Consider the following 16,533-nt stretch of genomic DNA (forward strand, 5'->3'; position numbering starts at 1 on the left):
CCCCGTTTTGGCGTGACATGTCATTCTGAACGGGGATTTCGTTTGCGTGCTCAGTCAGTGACGTGCTCCCGCAACCTGCAGATTGAGGTCATTCAGGGTCAAAGCACATTACTCATTATCTAACCAGTCGATAAAGAACGTGCTGAAGGTGCTGGCCTGCAGAGGCTGGAAACGACGCTGTGGATAAACAAACTGTAGGCCAACCTGTTTTTTATCGTAACGGCTGAAACCGATAAAACTTTCAGGCAGGATGACGGCAAGCCGCCCCTGTTCCACATCACGCTTCACATCCCACCAGGATTTACAGGCAATGCCCGCCCCTGCCAGTACCCACTGACGCAGCAGAGCACCGTCATCACAAACCATCGCCGGCGTGACGCGAATCACGCTGGGCTCTCCATTCACTTCAAACCTCCATTCGTTGGTGAGCGTGCCGCGCAGTTCCATCACCAGGCAGCGATGGTCATATAAGTCCTGTGGATGCAGGGGAATACCTCTGGTTTCCAGATAAGCTGTGGAAGCAACCAGCACCCGATGGTTAGGGCGTATAAACTTTGTCACCAGATTGCTGTCCGGCAAATTGCCGAAACGAATACTCATATCCAGACGATTGGCAATCAAATCCACCACACTCTCGCTCAGGTAGACGGAGCTTTTCACTTCTGGGTGAAGGCGGGAAAAATCGAGGAGGGCGGGGGATAAATATTGCCGCCCGAAATCTGATGGCGCTGAAATACGCAGACTGCCGCTGAGTATGCCCTCCCGCTGAGTCAGTTTCGACTCCGCCTGTTCCATTTCTTCCAGCACGCGAAGCGCGGCATGGTAAAACTCTTCGCCAGCACGGGTGAGCGCAATAGCGCGGGTGGAGCGATTAAACAACCGGGTCTGATAACGCTCTTCGAGCGCTTTTAACCGGGTTGTCATGGTGGCCGGGGAAAGGTTCATTCGCCGGCCCGCTGCCGCTAATCCACCGGTTTCCACGACCTGTATCAGCAATGTGATGTCTTCGAGTTTTCCCATTATTCCGTTTTCCTGAAGAGACAATCAGTTATTTCTGCCATTATCAAAGCGACTTGCGGGACGTAAAGTCAAGGCATACCTTAACTCGCAGGAGAAGAAACATGTCGCAACCTACCCTTTTTGATACCACCCGTATTGGCGCTGTTGATTTAAAAAACCGAATTGTGATGGCTCCGATGACCCGGTCTCGTAGCGCGCAGCCGGGGAATATTCCTACTCCGCTGATGGCAAAGTATTACCAGCAACGCGCCAGTGCGGGCCTTATCATCACGGAAGCGACGCAGATTTCCCCGCAGGGTCAGGGGTATTCGTGGACGCCGGGCATTCACTCTGCCGAGCAGGTTACCGGATGGCGTTTGGTCACGGAGGCAGTGCATCAAGCAGAAGGCAAAATTTTCTCTCAGCTCTGGCACGTGGGGCGGATGTCGCATGAGAGTTTTCATCCAGACGGTAAACCCGTTGCTCCTTCAGCGTTGTCTCCTGACGCACGGGTATGGGTGGTAGATGAAAAAGGCGTCGGGCAAATGTTGGACTGCCCAGAACCCCGCGCGTTGACGCACGAAGATATTCAACGGGTGATTGCTGATTATCGTCAGGCGGCAATACATGCGGTAGAAGCCGGATTTGACGGTGTGGAAGTGCATGGTGGCAACGGTTATCTGGTAGATCAGTTTTTGCGTCGCACCTCGAATAAACGCACCGACGAATACGGCGGCAGCATGGCTAACCGTGTACGTTTCGCTCAGGAAGTGCTGGAAGCCATCAGTGATGCGATTGGTGCTCAGCGCACCGGTATTCGTCTTGCACCGTTTATTACCCAGCGTGGTATGGACGATCCGCAGGCTATTGAAGCCATTCTGGTGCTGGCAGCCTGGTGTGAAAGGAAGGGAATTGCCTTTATTCATCTGGCGGAAGCCGACTGGGATGACGCACCGCAGGTACCCTATGAATTCCGTGAAACACTGCGGGCTACCTTCAACGGCGCGATTATCGTGGCGGGTAATTACACCCGTGAAAAAGCGGACAAACTTCTGGCTGCAGGCGTTGTAGATCTGGTGGCCTTCGGCCGTCCATTTATTGCGAACCCGGATTTCCCGTATCGTCTGAAAGAGAACCTGGCGCTGGCGAAAATTGGCGATCCGGCCACGTTGTTTGGTGGTAATGAAGTGGGATACACCGATTACTGAGTATTCCGGAAATTTTTCGTTTTGCTGATATACTTCATATTGTGTGCAATTAGCTAAATATTAGCGTTTTTTGATTAAATAAGATTTCGGAGATGACAGGATGTATAAGATAATTCTCGCAACATTAACGCTGGTAGTATTTTTCCAATCACCTGCAAATGCTATTTCTGAGAAGTATCGCCAGCAACTCGAGCGTTCTGGCTGTACCGGGCAATCGGAGTTGCAAGGTTGCGATATACACAAAACCAAAGCGCAGAATGCCCAGGCGGGATTCGGTAGTAAACCCGTCACGAGTGCCAAAAACAGCTTGTCAGCCTTTGCAGGTAACTATATAGCAAGCCATAAAGACGGTAAGAAGGTCGCGGATATTCATATCGAAAACAATGCCGTTTACGTCGACGGTAAAGAAATTTCTGATACAAATCATGTGGGTAACGTACTGACATTTCAGCAGGGTTACACCGTTTATACGCTATATTTGAATGACAAAGAAAAGAACAGCTGGAAGGATACTGATTCAAATAACGACGGTCCAATTCGTTCCGAATGATATTAATAGTAAGCCGGTGAAGGCAAAGGATGTGCCTTCATAATCTCTTTCTGCTTATACTGGTTTTTTATCTTCTTAATCTGAATAAACAGAAAAGGCTTAGATAAAAATTAATAAAAACGATGTTGTTTCAGATGAACCATTTGAAATGCTATGGGATTATTCAACTTCAAAAACCCGCAAAGCAAGAATTTGCCATTGCGGGTATCCGGCTGACTGATTTTAATAATAAGCGGCGGCCAGGGCTATCCGCGACGCTGCCACTCTTTATTGTTTATCACCTGCAATCAAAACGCCTGACCACAAAACTCAGCCAGCTCTCTCGCATCCGGCAGTGCGGTCATTGCGCCGCGTGCGGTGGTCGCCAGCGCCCCGCAGGCCAGTGCCTGACGGACAATGTCGCGCCACGCGTCGTCCGACGCCAGCGGCCAGTCGTTCGCCAGCCCGGCCAGCAAACCGGCGACGAAAGCATCGCCCGCGCCGGTGGTATCCAGCGCTTTCACTTTCGGTGCCGGATACTGCATCAGCGAGGCATCCTGTTTGCGGTAAACCGACACGCCGTCTTTGCCTTGGGTGACCAGCAGCAGCTGCGGATCGTGGCGCTGGCAAAGTCGCAAAATTCCCTCGGAAAGCAGCGGCTCGCCGGTGAGATATTCCAGCTCGTCTTCCGAGACTTTGATCACATCGGCCAGTGACAGCGCCTGTTCAAGGCATTCGCGCAACTGGTTCTCATCCGGCCATAAATCGTGGCGGATATTCGGGTCAAAACTCACATGCCCACCGGCGGCTTTTATCTGCGCCATCGCTAAAAATGCCGATGAACGTGAAGGTTCGGCGGAAAGTGAAATCGAACACAGATGCAAAAACTGACCTGCTTTGAACGCCGGAATATCAGTAGATTGCAGGAACAGATCGGCGCTCGGCCGCACCATAAACGTAAACGAACGCTCACCGTCGGCGTCGTTTTCCACCACCACGGTGGAGGTACGGTGGTGCGGATCGCGGTGCATAAAGTCGGTGTTGACCGCTTCATCTGCCAGAGTTTGTCGCAAAAATGCGCCGAATGGATCATCACCCACGCGGCCAATAAACGCACTGTCACCGCCAAGACGGCTGACGCCCACTGCCACATTCGCCGGTGCCCCGCCCGGACACTTCAGTAAACGGTCGCCTTCTTCGGCGATCAAATCCACCACGGCATCGCCCAACACCCAAACCCGATTTTTCATCTTCATTCCCTTTTTTAACTTCCTGATAAACTGTTTGCCGATAAAGTAGAAGAACCGGTTTAGCTAATCAAGCACAAACGAATTTTTAAGATTTAGTGACGAATTGCCAGCAAGATCACAATTCCACGTTAAGAGTAGAGATCTTCGTTGCCTAAAGCAGGGGGAGGTGATTATTGTGCTCAGGAAAACCAGTTTAGCAATTTAGCTAAACGGTTTTACTCATAATAATAAAGCTTCCTCTGAAGGATAAAAATGATGATGAAACCTCGCTATCTGGCTGTTGCTGTTGGACTTATTCTTTCTTCTGCGGCTCAGGGTGCCGACATTTCCGCCAGTGCCATTGAAGCCCGCTTCAATGCTATGGAAAAACGTTTGCAGCAGGCTGAAAGCCGCGCTGCGAAAGCCGAAGCCCGCGCGACGCAGGCAGAACAACAGGTTAAACAACTCGAGACACGCACCGCCAGTAATGAACAGCAAACCCGGCAGGTGGCCAAAACGGCCGAAATCACCCAGCAACAAACTGCCGACGTGGCTAAACGTACTGAAACGTTAGCCAGTAACACCAAAAGTAGTGACAGCGACAACAGCGGATTTAAATTTACCGGTTACGCGCGTTCCGGCGTAATCATGAATGATTCCGGTACTTCGACCGAAAGTGGTCCTTACGTCACGCCAGCCGGGCAAACCGGCGGAGCGGTCGGGCGTCTGGGCAACGAAAATAACACTTACGTAGAGGTCAATCTTGAGCACAACCAGACAATGGCCAGCGGCGCGACCTCACGCTATAAAGTGATGCTGGCGGACGGGCAGCGCAGCTACAACGACTGGACCGGTGCCACCAGCGAGCTGAATATTCGTCAGGCGTTTGTCGAACTCGGCTCTTTGCCGACCTTCACTGGCCCTTGGAAAGACTCGACGCTGTGGGCAGGAAAACGCTTCGACCGCGATAACTTCGATATTCATTTTCTTGATTCCGACATTATTTTCCTCGCCGGTACCGGCGGCGGGATTTATGACGTGAAGTGGAGCGAGGACCTGAAAAGTAACTTCTCGCTTTACGGGCGCAACTTTGACGATCTTGACGATAACAACAACAGCGATGACGACACGCGCATTGAGAACTACATTGTCACGGCGAATAACTATGCCGGACCGTTCCAATGGATGGTCAGCGGGCTACGCGCCAAAAATAATCAGGATCGTGAAAACACCGGCACGCAGGGCATCACTAACGCGGCGGATACCGGCTTCCATACGATGCTGGCGTACCACGGCGAGAGCTTCTACGGCCTGCGCGAAGGGACGTCGACCACCGCGCTGCTGTACGGGCACGGCTTAGGGGCAGAAGTGAAAGCGCTCGGTTCGGATGGACATCTGACCGACGACGCCAGCACCGTGCGCCTGGCCACCTACGGCATCACGCCGCTGAGTAAAAACTGGAGTATCGCTCCGGCGATCCTCGCCCAGCAGAGTAAAGACCGTTATGTTTCCGGCGATGATTACCAGTGGCTGACCTTCAACACCCGTCTGATTCAGCAGATCACCGAAAACTTCGAACTGGCCTATGAAGGCAGCTATCAGTATATGGATCTCGATCCGCAGGGCTACAAAGATAACAACAACGTGAAAGGCGGATTCTACAAACTGACGTTCGCGCCGACGTTCAAAGTGGGCGATATCAGCGACATGCTGAGCCGTCCGGAAATCCGCTTCTTCGCCAGCTACATGGACTGGAGCCACAAGCTGGACAGCTATTCTTCCAGCGATTCGTTCGGCACGGACGGGTTCACCTCCGGCGGACAGTGGAACTTCGGGATCCAGATGGAAACCTGGTTCTGATAAACAGGGTTTGAATCATCATGACGCGCCTGAGTTACCCGGGCGCTGTGACACAGGGTAAGACAAGGAACATTATGAATATCAATGCAATTGCGACAGAACTGCTCCCTTTGCTGGGCGGCAAAGACAATATCGCCAGCGCCGCACACTGTGCAACGCGTCTGCGGCTGGTGCTGGTGGATGACAGTCTGGTTAACAAAAGCGCCATCGAAAAAGTGGAAGGCGTGAAGGGTTGCTTCAGCAACGCCGGGCAGATCCAGGTTATTTTTGGTACCGGGCTGGTGAACAAAGTCCACGCCGAGTTCATCAAAGTGGCGGGCATCGGTGAATCGAGCAAATCCGAAGCGGCTAACATTGCTGCGCAAAAACTGAACCCGTTCCAGCGCATCGCGCGGGTGCTGTCGAACATTTTCGTGCCGATCATTCCGGCAATCGTGGCATCCGGCCTGCTGATGGGGCTGCTCGGCATGGTGAAAACCTACGGCTGGGCGAACCCGGAGAGCGCGATTTTTATCATGCTCGACATGTTCAGTTCGGCGGCGTTCATTATTCTGCCGATCCTCATCGGTTTCACCGCCGCGCGTGAATTTGGCGGTAACCCCTTCCTCGGCGCGACGCTCGGCGGCATTCTGACGCACCCCGCGCTGACCAACGCCTGGGGTGTCGCCAGCGGTTTCCACACCATGAATTTCTTCGGGCTGGAGATTGCGATGATCGGCTATCAGGGCACGGTATTCCCGGTGCTGTTGGCTGTCTGGTTTATGAGCTTCCTCGAGAAGCGTCTGCGCAAAGTGATTCCTGACGCGCTGGATCTGATCCTGACGCCGTTCCTCACGGTCATCATCTCCGGCTTTATCGCATTCCTGATTATCGGCCCGGCCGGTCGTGCGCTCGGCGACGGCATCTCCTTTATCCTCAGTACGCTGATCACCCACGCGGGCTGGGTGGCGGGGCTTATCTTTGGCGGGCTGTATTCGATTATTGTCATCACCGGGATCCACCACAGCTTTCACGCGATTGAAGCCGGGCTGCTGGGCAACCCGAGCATCGGCGTGAATTTCCTGCTGCCGATCTGGTCGATGGCGAACGTGGCACAGGGGGGGGCCTGTCTGGCGGTATACTTCAAAACACGTGATGCAAAAATTAAAGCAATTGCCGTGCCGTCTGCCTTCTCGGCCATGTTGGGCATTACCGAAGCGGCGATTTTCGGTATCAACCTGCGTTTTATGAAACCGTTCATTGCCGCCTTAGCCGGGGGGGCGCTGGGGGGCGCATGGGTAGTGGCGATGCACGTCAACATGACCGCCGTGGGCCTGACGGGTATTCCGGGGCTGGCGATTGTGCAGGCCAGTTCGATGCTCAGCTATCTCATCGGCTTAGTGATTGCCTTCGGCAGCGCGTTCCTGCTTTCCCTGCTGCTGAAATACAAAACGGAGAGTGAATAATGTCGGAAGTCAGTCTGCTGAAACAGGCGCTGCGCAGCGTGGTGGCGGGGCAGGTGAAGGCTGCCTGCGATCCGTACCGCCCCGGCTGGCATCTTGCGCCGCCGGTCGGTTTGCTCAATGACCCGAACGGATTTGTGCAGCATAACGGCCGCTATCATCTTTTCTATCAGTGGAATCCGCTGGCCTGCGCGCACGGCGCGAAGTTCTGGGGGCACTGGAGCTCGGCGGATTTACTCCACTGGCGGCATGAGCCTCTGGCGCTGGCACCGGCGCAAGAGTACGAATCTCACGGCTGCTATTCCGGTTCAGCGGTGGTGGACAACGGCCAGCTGACGCTTATTTATACCGGTAACGTGAAATATCCGGACGGCAGCCGCACGGCCTTTCAGTGTCTGGCGCGTGAAAACGGGCACGGTGAATTTGAGAAAACCGGGCCGGTACTGGATCTGCCCGCCGGTTATACCGGCCACGTGCGTGACCCGAAGGTCTGGCAGCACGATGGCCAGTGGTACATGGTGCTTGGCGCGCAGGATCTCAGCCTGCAAGGTAAGGTGCTGTTGCTGCGATCTGCCGATTTGCTGGCGTGGGAATCGCTCGGTGAAATCGCCGGTTCCGGTCTGAACGGGCTGGGGGAATTCGGCTACATGTGGGAATGCCCGGATCTGTTCAGCATCACCGGCAGCGACGTGCTGATCTGCTGCCCGCAGGGCTTGGCGTCGCAACCCGACCGCTACCAAAACACCTTTCAGTCCGGGTATTTTGTCGGGCAGCTGGACTACGCCACGGGGCAGTTTCCGCACGGCGATTTCCACGAGCTGGATCTCGGGTTCGAGTTTTATGCACCGCAAACTACGCACACTGACGACGGCCGACGCCTGCTGATTGGCTGGATGGGCGTCCCCGACGGCGATGAGTTTTACCAGCCGACCATCGGGCAGGGCTGGCTGCACACCATGACCTGTCCGCGCGAGCTGACGCTTGAAAACGGTAAAATTATTCAACGTCCGGCGCGCGAACTTCAACAGTTACGCGGCGAAGAACAGGCCTGGCAGGGTATCGTGCAGGACGCGCCGGTGTGGGACATTACACGTGCGGAAGTCACTCTCGGGACTGAGCAGCCGTTCAGCGCCGATCTGGGCGGAAACATGACGCTCGCCTGGGACGGCGAATGGCTACGACTTTCGCGTATAAACCGTCGCACCGGCGAACCGGAGCAGCGCGTCTGGCGCGGCGCGTTACGTCATCTCACCCTGTTGTGCGACAGTTCCAGCGTGGAGATCTTCATTAATGATGGTGATGCGGTAATGTCTTCGCGCTATTTTCCTGCACTGCCGGCACGGTTAACCCTCAGCGGTGAGGAGCAGATTGCGCTGCGCCACTGGTCGTTGACGGATTGCGTGTTAGAATAAAAACCTTTCCGGACAATAGAATATGGCGCAGTGAAAAAGACCAAACGCATCACTATCAGTGGCATAGCCGAACTGGCTGGCGTGTCGAAATCGACTGCCAGCCAGGTGCTCAACGGGCATAGCAAAAAGTTTCGCATCTCCGACAGCACCCGCGATCGCGTGCTCGCGGTGGCGGCGGAGCAGCATTATCAGCCGAGTATTCACGCCCGTTCTCTCAATGCGGTGCGCAGCTATACGCTGGGGCTGGTGGTGCCGGAAATGACCAACTACGGTTTCGCCGCCTGTTCCAATGAGCTGGAAACGCTGTGTCGTGAAAACGGTATGCAACTGCTGATCGCCTGTACGGATGAAAATACCAGTCAGGAAACGATGGTGGTGAACAATCTGATCCAGCGTCAGGTCGATGGTCTGATCGTGGCCTCGAGCATGCTCAATGATGCGGAATACGTCAAAATCAGCCAGCAATTGCCGGTGGTGCTGTTCGACCGGCATATGCAGGACACCGAACTGCCGCTGGTGGTCTGTGAAGCCATAGAATCTTCCGCCGAACTGGTCGCCCGTGTGGCGAAAAATCACTCTGATGAATTCTATTTTCTCGGCGGCCAGCCGCGCATTTCCCCGACGCGCGACCGTCTGGCGGGCTATCAGCTCGGCTTAGAACGCGCCGGTGTGACGCTGAAACCCGAGTGGATTATGTACGGCAATTACCATCCGAGCTCCGGCTACGAGATGTTTGCCAATCTCTGTGCGCGTCTCGGAAGGCCGCCAAAAGCACTGTACGTGGCGTCTTGCGGGCTGATGGAAGGGGTGTTGCGCTATATGAGCCAGCACAAGCTGTTGGAAAGTGATATCCATCTGTGCAGCTTCGACGACCATTATCTCTACGATTCCCTTTCCGTGAAAATCGATACCGTCGCACAGGATTGCCGCGAACTGGCAATGCACTGTTTTGAGGTGGTGATCGGTCTTATTAATGAGCAGCAGCCACAGGAGTTGCGCTGTTATCTTGCGCCGAAGCTGCATTGGCGGCATCCGGCGTCTTCAGAGGCATGAATTTAGTGGCAAGAGTACTGCCCGTCGTCAGAACGGGCTTTCTCTTCCATTCTTTATTAACGATAAACCGGCAGTAAATCCACGCTCGATAAAATATGCACCACGGCATTAAGCACGCCGAACACCAGCACCAGCGCGATCATTTTATTGCCGCCCCAGACGCGATAACGCGGGCTGCCGAAACGTTTACGCGATTTTCGTGCCATCAGCGCAGGCACAATCACCGCCCAGACCGTGGCCGCCAGACCGGCGAAACCGATGGCATAAATAAATCCATCGGGGACGATAACGCCGCCAATCATCGGCGGGATGAAGGTCACCAGTGCGGTCTTGAAGCGGCCGGTTTTACTGTCGTCGAATTTGAACAAATCCGCCAGATAATCGAACAGCCCCAGCGTTACGCCGAGGAAGGAACAGGCGACGGCGAAATTCGAGAAGATCGTCAGCAGTAAGTCGAGCCCTTCACTGTTGAGGATCTGGCTCAGCGACTGCACCAGCACATCAATATTCCCGCCGCGCTCGGCGATGCCAATAAACGCCGGGCGTGGAATATTGCCCATCGTAGCCAGCATCCAGATGATATAGAGCCCGAGTGCCATCAGCGTGCCCAGCAGCAGACACTTTTTGATGACCTGCGGGTTCTTACCGTAATATTTCATCAGGCTTGGCACGTTGCCGTGATAACCAAACGACGCCAGACAAAAAGGCAACGTCGCCAGTACATAAGGCATATAACCCGGATTGATCTCCGCACTGTTAAGCAGATTTACCGGTTTCACATGCCACAGCAGGCTGCCAAAGGTGAGAAAGAACGCGATGATTTTCGCGCCGAGCACGATAGTCGTCATGCGGCTGACCGCGCGGGTGCTCAGCCAGACGATAAACGCCACCGCCAGCGCGGTCAGCAATCCGCCGAGACGCGGGGAAACGTTCACTGACATCTCGCGCATCGTATGCTGAATAACCGATCCACTCGCTGAAATATAGGCGTAGGTCAGAATGTACAACACGAAAGCGATGGTGAGGCCGTTCAGCCGGTTCCACCCTTTGCCCAACAAATCGCGGGTGACGGTATTGAAGCTGGATCCAATCGGGTAATTCAAATTGGCTTCGAGGATCATCAGCCCTGAATGCAACATACAGAACCAGGTAAATACCAGCGCGGCGACTGACCAGAAAAACCAGGCCCCGGACATCACCACCGGCAACGAAAACATGCCCGCGCCAATGATGGTGCCACCAATAATCATTGCGCCGCCAAAGACGGAGCGGAGTGGGGCTTCTGTGGAAAGCGTCGCCATAGTGCGGTTCCTCGCGTGGCTTTTATCACGATTCATTTCAAGAATTGCTGTAAAAGAATGGATGGGTTGTGGAGGCAGTTACCGTGCGTTTATCCTGCGGCTCTGACCTTAAGCGCGACAATATAGTGCAAATGGCGATGCATGTACACCATGAACTAGTGTGATAGTACGTCAGGGCAATACATCCGCTTACCTGATACTTTTGAACTTGCTGTCCGATCTGCCTGTTTATTAAGCGACTCTTCGGGGCTGATACTCAAAACCGTCTAAAAATACATCAATAAATGGGTTTACATCACAGATTTCATTACGTTTTCTAATATAAATAATAAATATAAACCTGTACTAAAATACAGTGTTGACACCCGGTTTATAACGAGTAGATTAGAACTTAACGCTGGAGAGGAGATGAGTAAGAGATTTATTAACCGGCGTGTATTACCGAGAAGTGAGTATCAAAGTAAGTCAGCAGTAAATAGATGCGATGAAGGCCACGACATATTTTGGATGGGTTCTTCAACACCGGGCTGAAATACTTAGTCACGTGAGAAGAGGATGTCAGGCCTCGAAGTTAAGTACAGCAATCGCATGATGTGGAACACAACGCGATGATGTAAGGCCTTGTTGTTAAGAGTAATGTTCGCGATTGGGTACGTAAGTATGAAATCGAGAATGTCGCGAAGAGAGTAAGGTAACGCATCAAAGAGTATATATCGCGAGGGCGATGTACTCATTAAGTCAACTCTTAAGGAATTGTCTTAATGAAATTAGCAGGATGAAACGCTTATTCCATAAAACTCTAGGAGGACAGCAGTAAATCAGTAACCAATATATCCTGTGAAAATATGTGCATCATGAGAAGTAGAGTTAAGTAATTAAGTTGATGAATGTTAAATATTAAATTGGTAGTAACCTGAAAGCCCCGGTGATGTATTACTGGGGCTTTCTTCATATTAGCGACTGATTAACATCGGTTTTTTATTATTGCACCCCCTCATCAGGTTAAATCCAGCATGGCGCTGAGTTCGGCGATTTGCCGCTGCCACTGATTTTGCAACTCCGGTTTCTGGTGTTTCGGCTTACGCGCACGGTCTTCCTCCAGTTTGCCCTCCAGCTCCAGCAGCATCGCCAGCAGGCGTTCCTCTTGCGTTTCCTGCTCTTTCGCCGTTTCCGGTTTTTGCTCTGTCGCGGGCAGGGGAGTAGTCCCTTGAGGAACACCGGCTAAAATCTCATAGACTGGTTTGAGGTCATGCCATTCCCCGAGCCGATGTTGGTCAATTAGCCAGAACCGGTTACAGCTTTGCTCGATAAACCGCCGATCGTGCGATACCAGCAATACCGCGCCGCTGAAGGTTTTCAGCGTCTCCGCCAGCTCTTCTTTCCCCTCCATATCCAGATGGTTCGTCGGTTCATCAAGCAGCAGCAGTGAGTAGTTCGCCAGCGTCAGCCCAATAAACAGCAGGCGCGAGCGCTCGCCGCCGCTGAGCGTACTGACTTTTTGCTGATGGCGGATGTAAGAAAAGCCCGCACCAATCAGTGCCATTTTTCGCTGTTCTTCTGTCAATGGAGCGAACTGTACCAGCGCGTCGATCAGGCTGTCGTCGTCACGCAGTTGTTGCAGGCTCTGGTCGTAATAACCGGCGCGTACACGCGGGTGAAAGACCACGCCGGGTTCCGCATTGTCCAGATTGCAAAATGCCCGCCACAGAGTATGCAGAAGTGACGATTTACCACCGCCGTTGCGACCGACCAGCGCGATACGGTCGCCACTTTTTACCCGCATTTCTTCCAGCTCAAACAGCACCGGGGCATCCGGCGCAGGGCGGACATGCAGATTCGACAACGCCAGTACGCGATCTGCCGGTAAGGCTTCACCGTTTAAACGTAGCTTCCACAGATTGCCTGCGGTGACCTCAGTTTGATCTTGCTTCAACCGGTCGACCTGTTTTTCCATCTGCTTGGCCTTGCGCGCCAACCCTTCGTTGTCATACACGCTGCCCCAGACCGCCAGCCGTTTGGCGCTTTTCGCCACGCGGTCGATCTCCTTTTGCTCAGATCTGCGGCGCAGCGCATCCGCCGCATCCTTTTCTTCCAGCGCCTGTCGCGCCTGCGTGCAGGGAAGACGAATAAATTGCAGCGTTTTATCACGCAGGATCCAGGTGCAGTTAGTCACGTTGTCCAGCAGGCTGCGGTCGTGGGAGACCAGTACAAAGCTGCCTCCCCAATTTTTCAGAAACTCCTCGAGCCACAGCAGCGTGGGCAAATCCAGATGGTTACTCGGTTCATCAAGCAGTAGCAAATCTGGCTTACGGATCAGCGCCCGCGCCAGCAGCAGGCGGGTATGCTGTCCGCCACTGAGAGTCCCGGCGGTAAGTTCCCAGGCTGTTTCATCAAAACCGAGCGTGGCGAGCAACACTTGTGCCTGCCAGCGCTCTGGCTGATCCAGACTGTCCGGCAAATGGCTGAGCACGGCGTCGAGCAGCGAACAATGCGCAAGTGCAGCGGGAAGATGTTGTTCGATGCGTGCCATCAGGCACTGGTTGGAAAGGGTGACGGTGCCGGAACTGGCCACCAGTTCGCCGCTGAGGATTTTCAACAATGTGCTTTTGCCACAGCCGTTGTGGCCGATAAGCCCGATGCGATCGCCTTTTTTCAGGCCGAAGGAAATCTCAGCCAGCAGAGAGCCGAAGGCCGTGTCGAAAGAGACAGATTGCGCGGAAAGTAATGTATTTACAGATGTATTCATGATGCTTACTCAAGGTTTACAGGCATAGAAATGCCTCTCGTCAAAAAAGCCGACGATAACCGGTAAGCCGGAGGGAAGTTCTCAGATTGTCAGTTAGCTTCGCTCAAGCAGGTTATCGCAGCACGATACCGGTAACGCTTGAGCAATGACGATCGCTAAGGACGAGTGAAGTTAAAAACAATTCACGGGTCAGCATGGCAATCCTCCTTATATAAAGTTGGTGAATGAATGAGCTGATTATATTGGGGGATTTGGGATTTTGCCAGTGGGGGATTTCGTCCCCCACGGATTAAACCGCTACCTCATTCTCCAGCTTCTGTCGTTTACGCAGGCCGGGGAACCACGTCATCCACAGCCCGACGACGATCAGTGTTCCGACGCCGCCGATCGCTGCGGCGGGCACCGCGCCGAGCCATGCGGCCATCAGACCGGATTCGAATTCACCGAGCTGATTCGAAGTGTTGATGAAGATTGAATTCACCGCACTGACGCGGCCGCGCATATCATCAGGTGTATCGAGCTGTACCAGCGCGCCGCGGATCACCATGCTGACCATATCGAATCCGCCGAGAGCGAACAGCGCCAGCATCGACAGCCAGAGGGACGTCGAGAAGGCGAAGACCAGCGTAGCAGCACCAAAACCGGCGACGGCGGCGAACATGATTTTGCCGACGTTGCGGTTCAGCGCGCGGTGGCTCAGCCAGAATCCGACGATCAACCCGCCGACTGCAGGCGCACCGCGCAGTAAACCCAATCCCCACGGGCCGGTATGCAGAATGTCGTGGGCAAAAATCGGCAGCAGGGCGGTCGCGCCACCGAGAAGTACGGCGAACAGGTCGAGAGAAATCACGCCCAGCACGTCAGGGCGGTTGCGAATAAACCCGATACCGGCGAACAACGTTTTAAAGGTCGCGGGCACGCGGCGCGGCGGAGTATGTTCATAACGTAAACGACTGACCATCACGATGGAGAGCAGATACAGCGCCGCACACGCCGAGTAGGCGACACCGGCTCCTGCAACATACAGAAAACCGCCAAACGCCGGGCCGACCATCGCCGCAGCCTGACCGGATACGCTGTTAGCCGCCATCGCGCGTGCCAGCAAATGCGGCGGCACCAGCGCAGGCAGCATCGACTGCAACGACGGCGCTTCCATCGCTTTGGCGGTGGAAATAATAAATATCAGGCTGAGGATCACGACTTCGTTAACGTGATGGGTCAGGGTCAGGTACGCCAGCGCGGCAATCGCCACCCATTCGGCGATTTGGCCGAGCAGCACCACGCGGCGGCGGTCGAACTGGTCCGCCACATGACCGGCGACCAGTGCCAGCAGAACGGAAGGCAAAAACTGCACCAGCCCGATCAGCCCGAGATCAAACGCCCGGCCCGTTATTGAATAAATCTGCCAGCTGACGACAATCGACAGCATCTGAAAACCAAAACTGGACGACGCGCGGGCTACCCAGAACGCAACAAACGAGCGGTGTTGTAACAGCGAGTCCGAATTCACGGAGGGTGATGGCATGGTAAATCCCTGAAAGAATAGATTATGCTGCCGCGTCTGTTTTGTACTGTGCTACAAACTAGCCCGGCAATTATTGTGGATACAAATAATTAACAAAGTGACGGGCTGTTTTATCATGAAAAGTGAGATCAAAAAAATAGCCATCGCAAAATGGCTATAAATAAAATCAGATAAAAGTGTGTCTTTGGTCTTCGCTTACCAGCGAAGCTCTCGTCCGGAATACTCAACGAAGTGATGGCCGCCTTTACCGCGCCATTTTTCGAACACATCGACAATACCGGTGGTACTTTGTTCTATAGTCAGTGTGGCATTCTCGCCGCCCATGTCGGTCTGCACCCAGCCCGGATGGACAGACAACAACGTCTGACCGTGCTTGTCAGTTTCTTCCTTCAGCGGACGGGTCAGCATATTAAGCGCCGCTTTACTGGCGGAGTAGAGCGGATAGGTGGCAACTTCGTTTTCGTTCAGGCTGGCCAGTTCCGAAGTCATCAGCGCCAGTACGCCGGTTTTCGGTTTGAGCAGCGGCAGCAGTTCCGTCGCGCACCGCACCGGCGAGAAGGTGTTGGTCATGAACAGTCTGATAATCTCGTCGTCGCTGGCCTGATTCACATCCTGACTGGCCGGGCCGAATGCGCCTGCATTGACGAAAATCAGATCGAATGTGCTATCCGAAAGCGCATCTTTTATCGCGGTACGCTGGTCGGGATTGTTGATATCCAGCTTCACCCACTCAGCCGATTCGGGGCTGCCCGCGGGTACCGCATCCCGCGTGGTCGCCGTCACCTGCCAGCCACGTTCCGCCAGTACGTTCACTACGCCTAACCCGATGCCTCGTGATGCGCCAATGATGAGTGCTTTTGATGAGTCAGTCATATCTGTCCTTATTTTATGAGGAATTTATCTGAGAATCGTTCCTACCCTAGCAGCTAAGCGTAGACGCTGAGCGGCAAAACGTAGCAGATAAACCCCTTATATTGTTGTGTGAACATCGCCGAAGAACCCACTTCATTAATAAATTTCCGAAATAGTTTCAATGCGAATGGATAATGATTTTTAATGAGTTTTTGACATTTTTTGCTAAAACGTCTGCGTAATTTCAGGCAGCACAGAGGAAATTTCCCGTTTTATAGCTAACCTTATTTAAGCTGATGTCAGCTTTTATATTTAATTCTGGCTTTAGCGGTGGTTCTTAGGAGTTTAACGTACCTGATTTGCATTTTTATAACGAA

The 16,533-nt window shown here is 53.6% G+C and carries 12 protein-coding genes; 6 read left to right on the top strand and 6 right to left on the bottom strand.

All coding sequences use genetic code 11. The annotated features are described in order from the left end of the window. Window positions 1-108: 108 nt before the first annotated feature. Window positions 109-1,020, bottom strand: coding sequence for a LysR family transcriptional regulator (locus AC0Z7K_RS08305; protein WP_485613844.1), 912 nt, complete (start codon window positions 1,018-1,020; stop codon window positions 109-111). Window positions 1,021-1,121: 101 nt separating this feature from the next. On the opposite strand from AC0Z7K_RS08305, the gene AC0Z7K_RS08310 reads away from it, so the two are divergent. Next, window positions 1,122-2,207, top strand: coding sequence for an alkene reductase (locus AC0Z7K_RS08310; RefSeq protein ID WP_485613846.1), 1,086 nt, complete (start codon window positions 1,122-1,124; stop codon window positions 2,205-2,207). Window positions 2,208-2,307: 100 nt separating this feature from the next. Next, window positions 2,308-2,757, top strand: a complete 450-nt coding sequence (locus AC0Z7K_RS08315; RefSeq protein ID WP_485613848.1) for a hypothetical protein — start codon at window positions 2,308-2,310, stop codon at window positions 2,755-2,757. A gap of 287 nt (window positions 2,758-3,044) precedes the next feature. Here AC0Z7K_RS08315 and AC0Z7K_RS08320 read toward each other — a convergent pair whose 3' ends face one another. Further along, window positions 3,045-3,986, bottom strand: coding sequence for an aminoimidazole riboside kinase (locus AC0Z7K_RS08320; RefSeq protein WP_485613850.1), 942 nt, complete (start codon window positions 3,984-3,986; stop codon window positions 3,045-3,047). Between the two features lie 252 nt (window positions 3,987-4,238). On the opposite strand from AC0Z7K_RS08320, the gene AC0Z7K_RS08325 reads away from it, so the two are divergent. The 4 genes from AC0Z7K_RS08325 (at window position 4,239) to AC0Z7K_RS08340 (ending at window position 9,732) form a co-directional block, all read left to right on the top strand. Continuing rightward, window positions 4,239-5,825: a carbohydrate porin gene (locus tag AC0Z7K_RS08325; RefSeq protein ID WP_485613852.1), complete on the top strand. Its 1,587-nt coding sequence runs from the start codon at window positions 4,239-4,241 to the stop codon at window positions 5,823-5,825. Window positions 5,826-5,899: 74 nt separating this feature from the next. Next, the gene (locus AC0Z7K_RS08330; RefSeq protein WP_485613854.1) at window positions 5,900-7,270 is read left to right on the top strand and encodes a sucrose-specific PTS transporter subunit IIBC; all 1,371 of its coding nucleotides are present in this window, start codon (window positions 5,900-5,902) and stop codon (window positions 7,268-7,270) included. After that, on the top strand, window positions 7,270-8,679 hold the full coding sequence (locus AC0Z7K_RS08335; protein WP_485613856.1) for a sucrose-6-phosphate hydrolase: 1,410 nt from the start codon (window positions 7,270-7,272) through the stop codon (window positions 8,677-8,679). The genes AC0Z7K_RS08330 and AC0Z7K_RS08335 overlap by 1 nt, the downstream gene beginning before the upstream one ends. Before the next feature lie 30 nt (window positions 8,680-8,709). Continuing rightward, on the top strand, window positions 8,710-9,732 hold the full coding sequence (locus AC0Z7K_RS08340; RefSeq protein WP_413530665.1) for a LacI family DNA-binding transcriptional regulator: 1,023 nt from the start codon (window positions 8,710-8,712) through the stop codon (window positions 9,730-9,732). Between the two features lie 56 nt (window positions 9,733-9,788). On the opposite strand, the gene mtr is transcribed toward AC0Z7K_RS08340, so the two are convergent. The 4 genes from mtr to AC0Z7K_RS08360 form a co-directional block, all read right to left on the bottom strand. Then, window positions 9,789-11,033, bottom strand: coding sequence for a tryptophan permease (gene mtr / locus AC0Z7K_RS08345; protein ID WP_485613858.1), 1,245 nt, complete (start codon window positions 11,031-11,033; stop codon window positions 9,789-9,791). Between the two features lie 997 nt (window positions 11,034-12,030). After that, on the bottom strand, window positions 12,031-13,779 hold the full coding sequence (locus AC0Z7K_RS08350) for an ABC-F family ATP-binding cassette domain-containing protein (RefSeq protein WP_485613860.1): 1,749 nt from the start codon (window positions 13,777-13,779) through the stop codon (window positions 12,031-12,033). A gap of 289 nt (window positions 13,780-14,068) precedes the next feature. Then, window positions 14,069-15,304 carry an MFS transporter gene (locus AC0Z7K_RS08355; protein ID WP_485613861.1) on the bottom strand — a complete coding sequence of 412 codons (1,236 nt, stop codon included), beginning with the start codon at window positions 15,302-15,304 and terminating at the stop codon, window positions 14,069-14,071. A gap of 195 nt (window positions 15,305-15,499) precedes the next feature. Further along, complete coding sequence (locus AC0Z7K_RS08360) at window positions 15,500-16,177, bottom strand: SDR family oxidoreductase (RefSeq protein ID WP_485613863.1); 678 nt, start codon at window positions 16,175-16,177, stop codon at window positions 15,500-15,502. Between the last annotated feature and the right edge of the window lie 356 nt (window positions 16,178-16,533).

The sequence above is a fragment of the Rahnella sp. 1L-D-7-B-C2 genome (genome assembly GCF_057290995.1).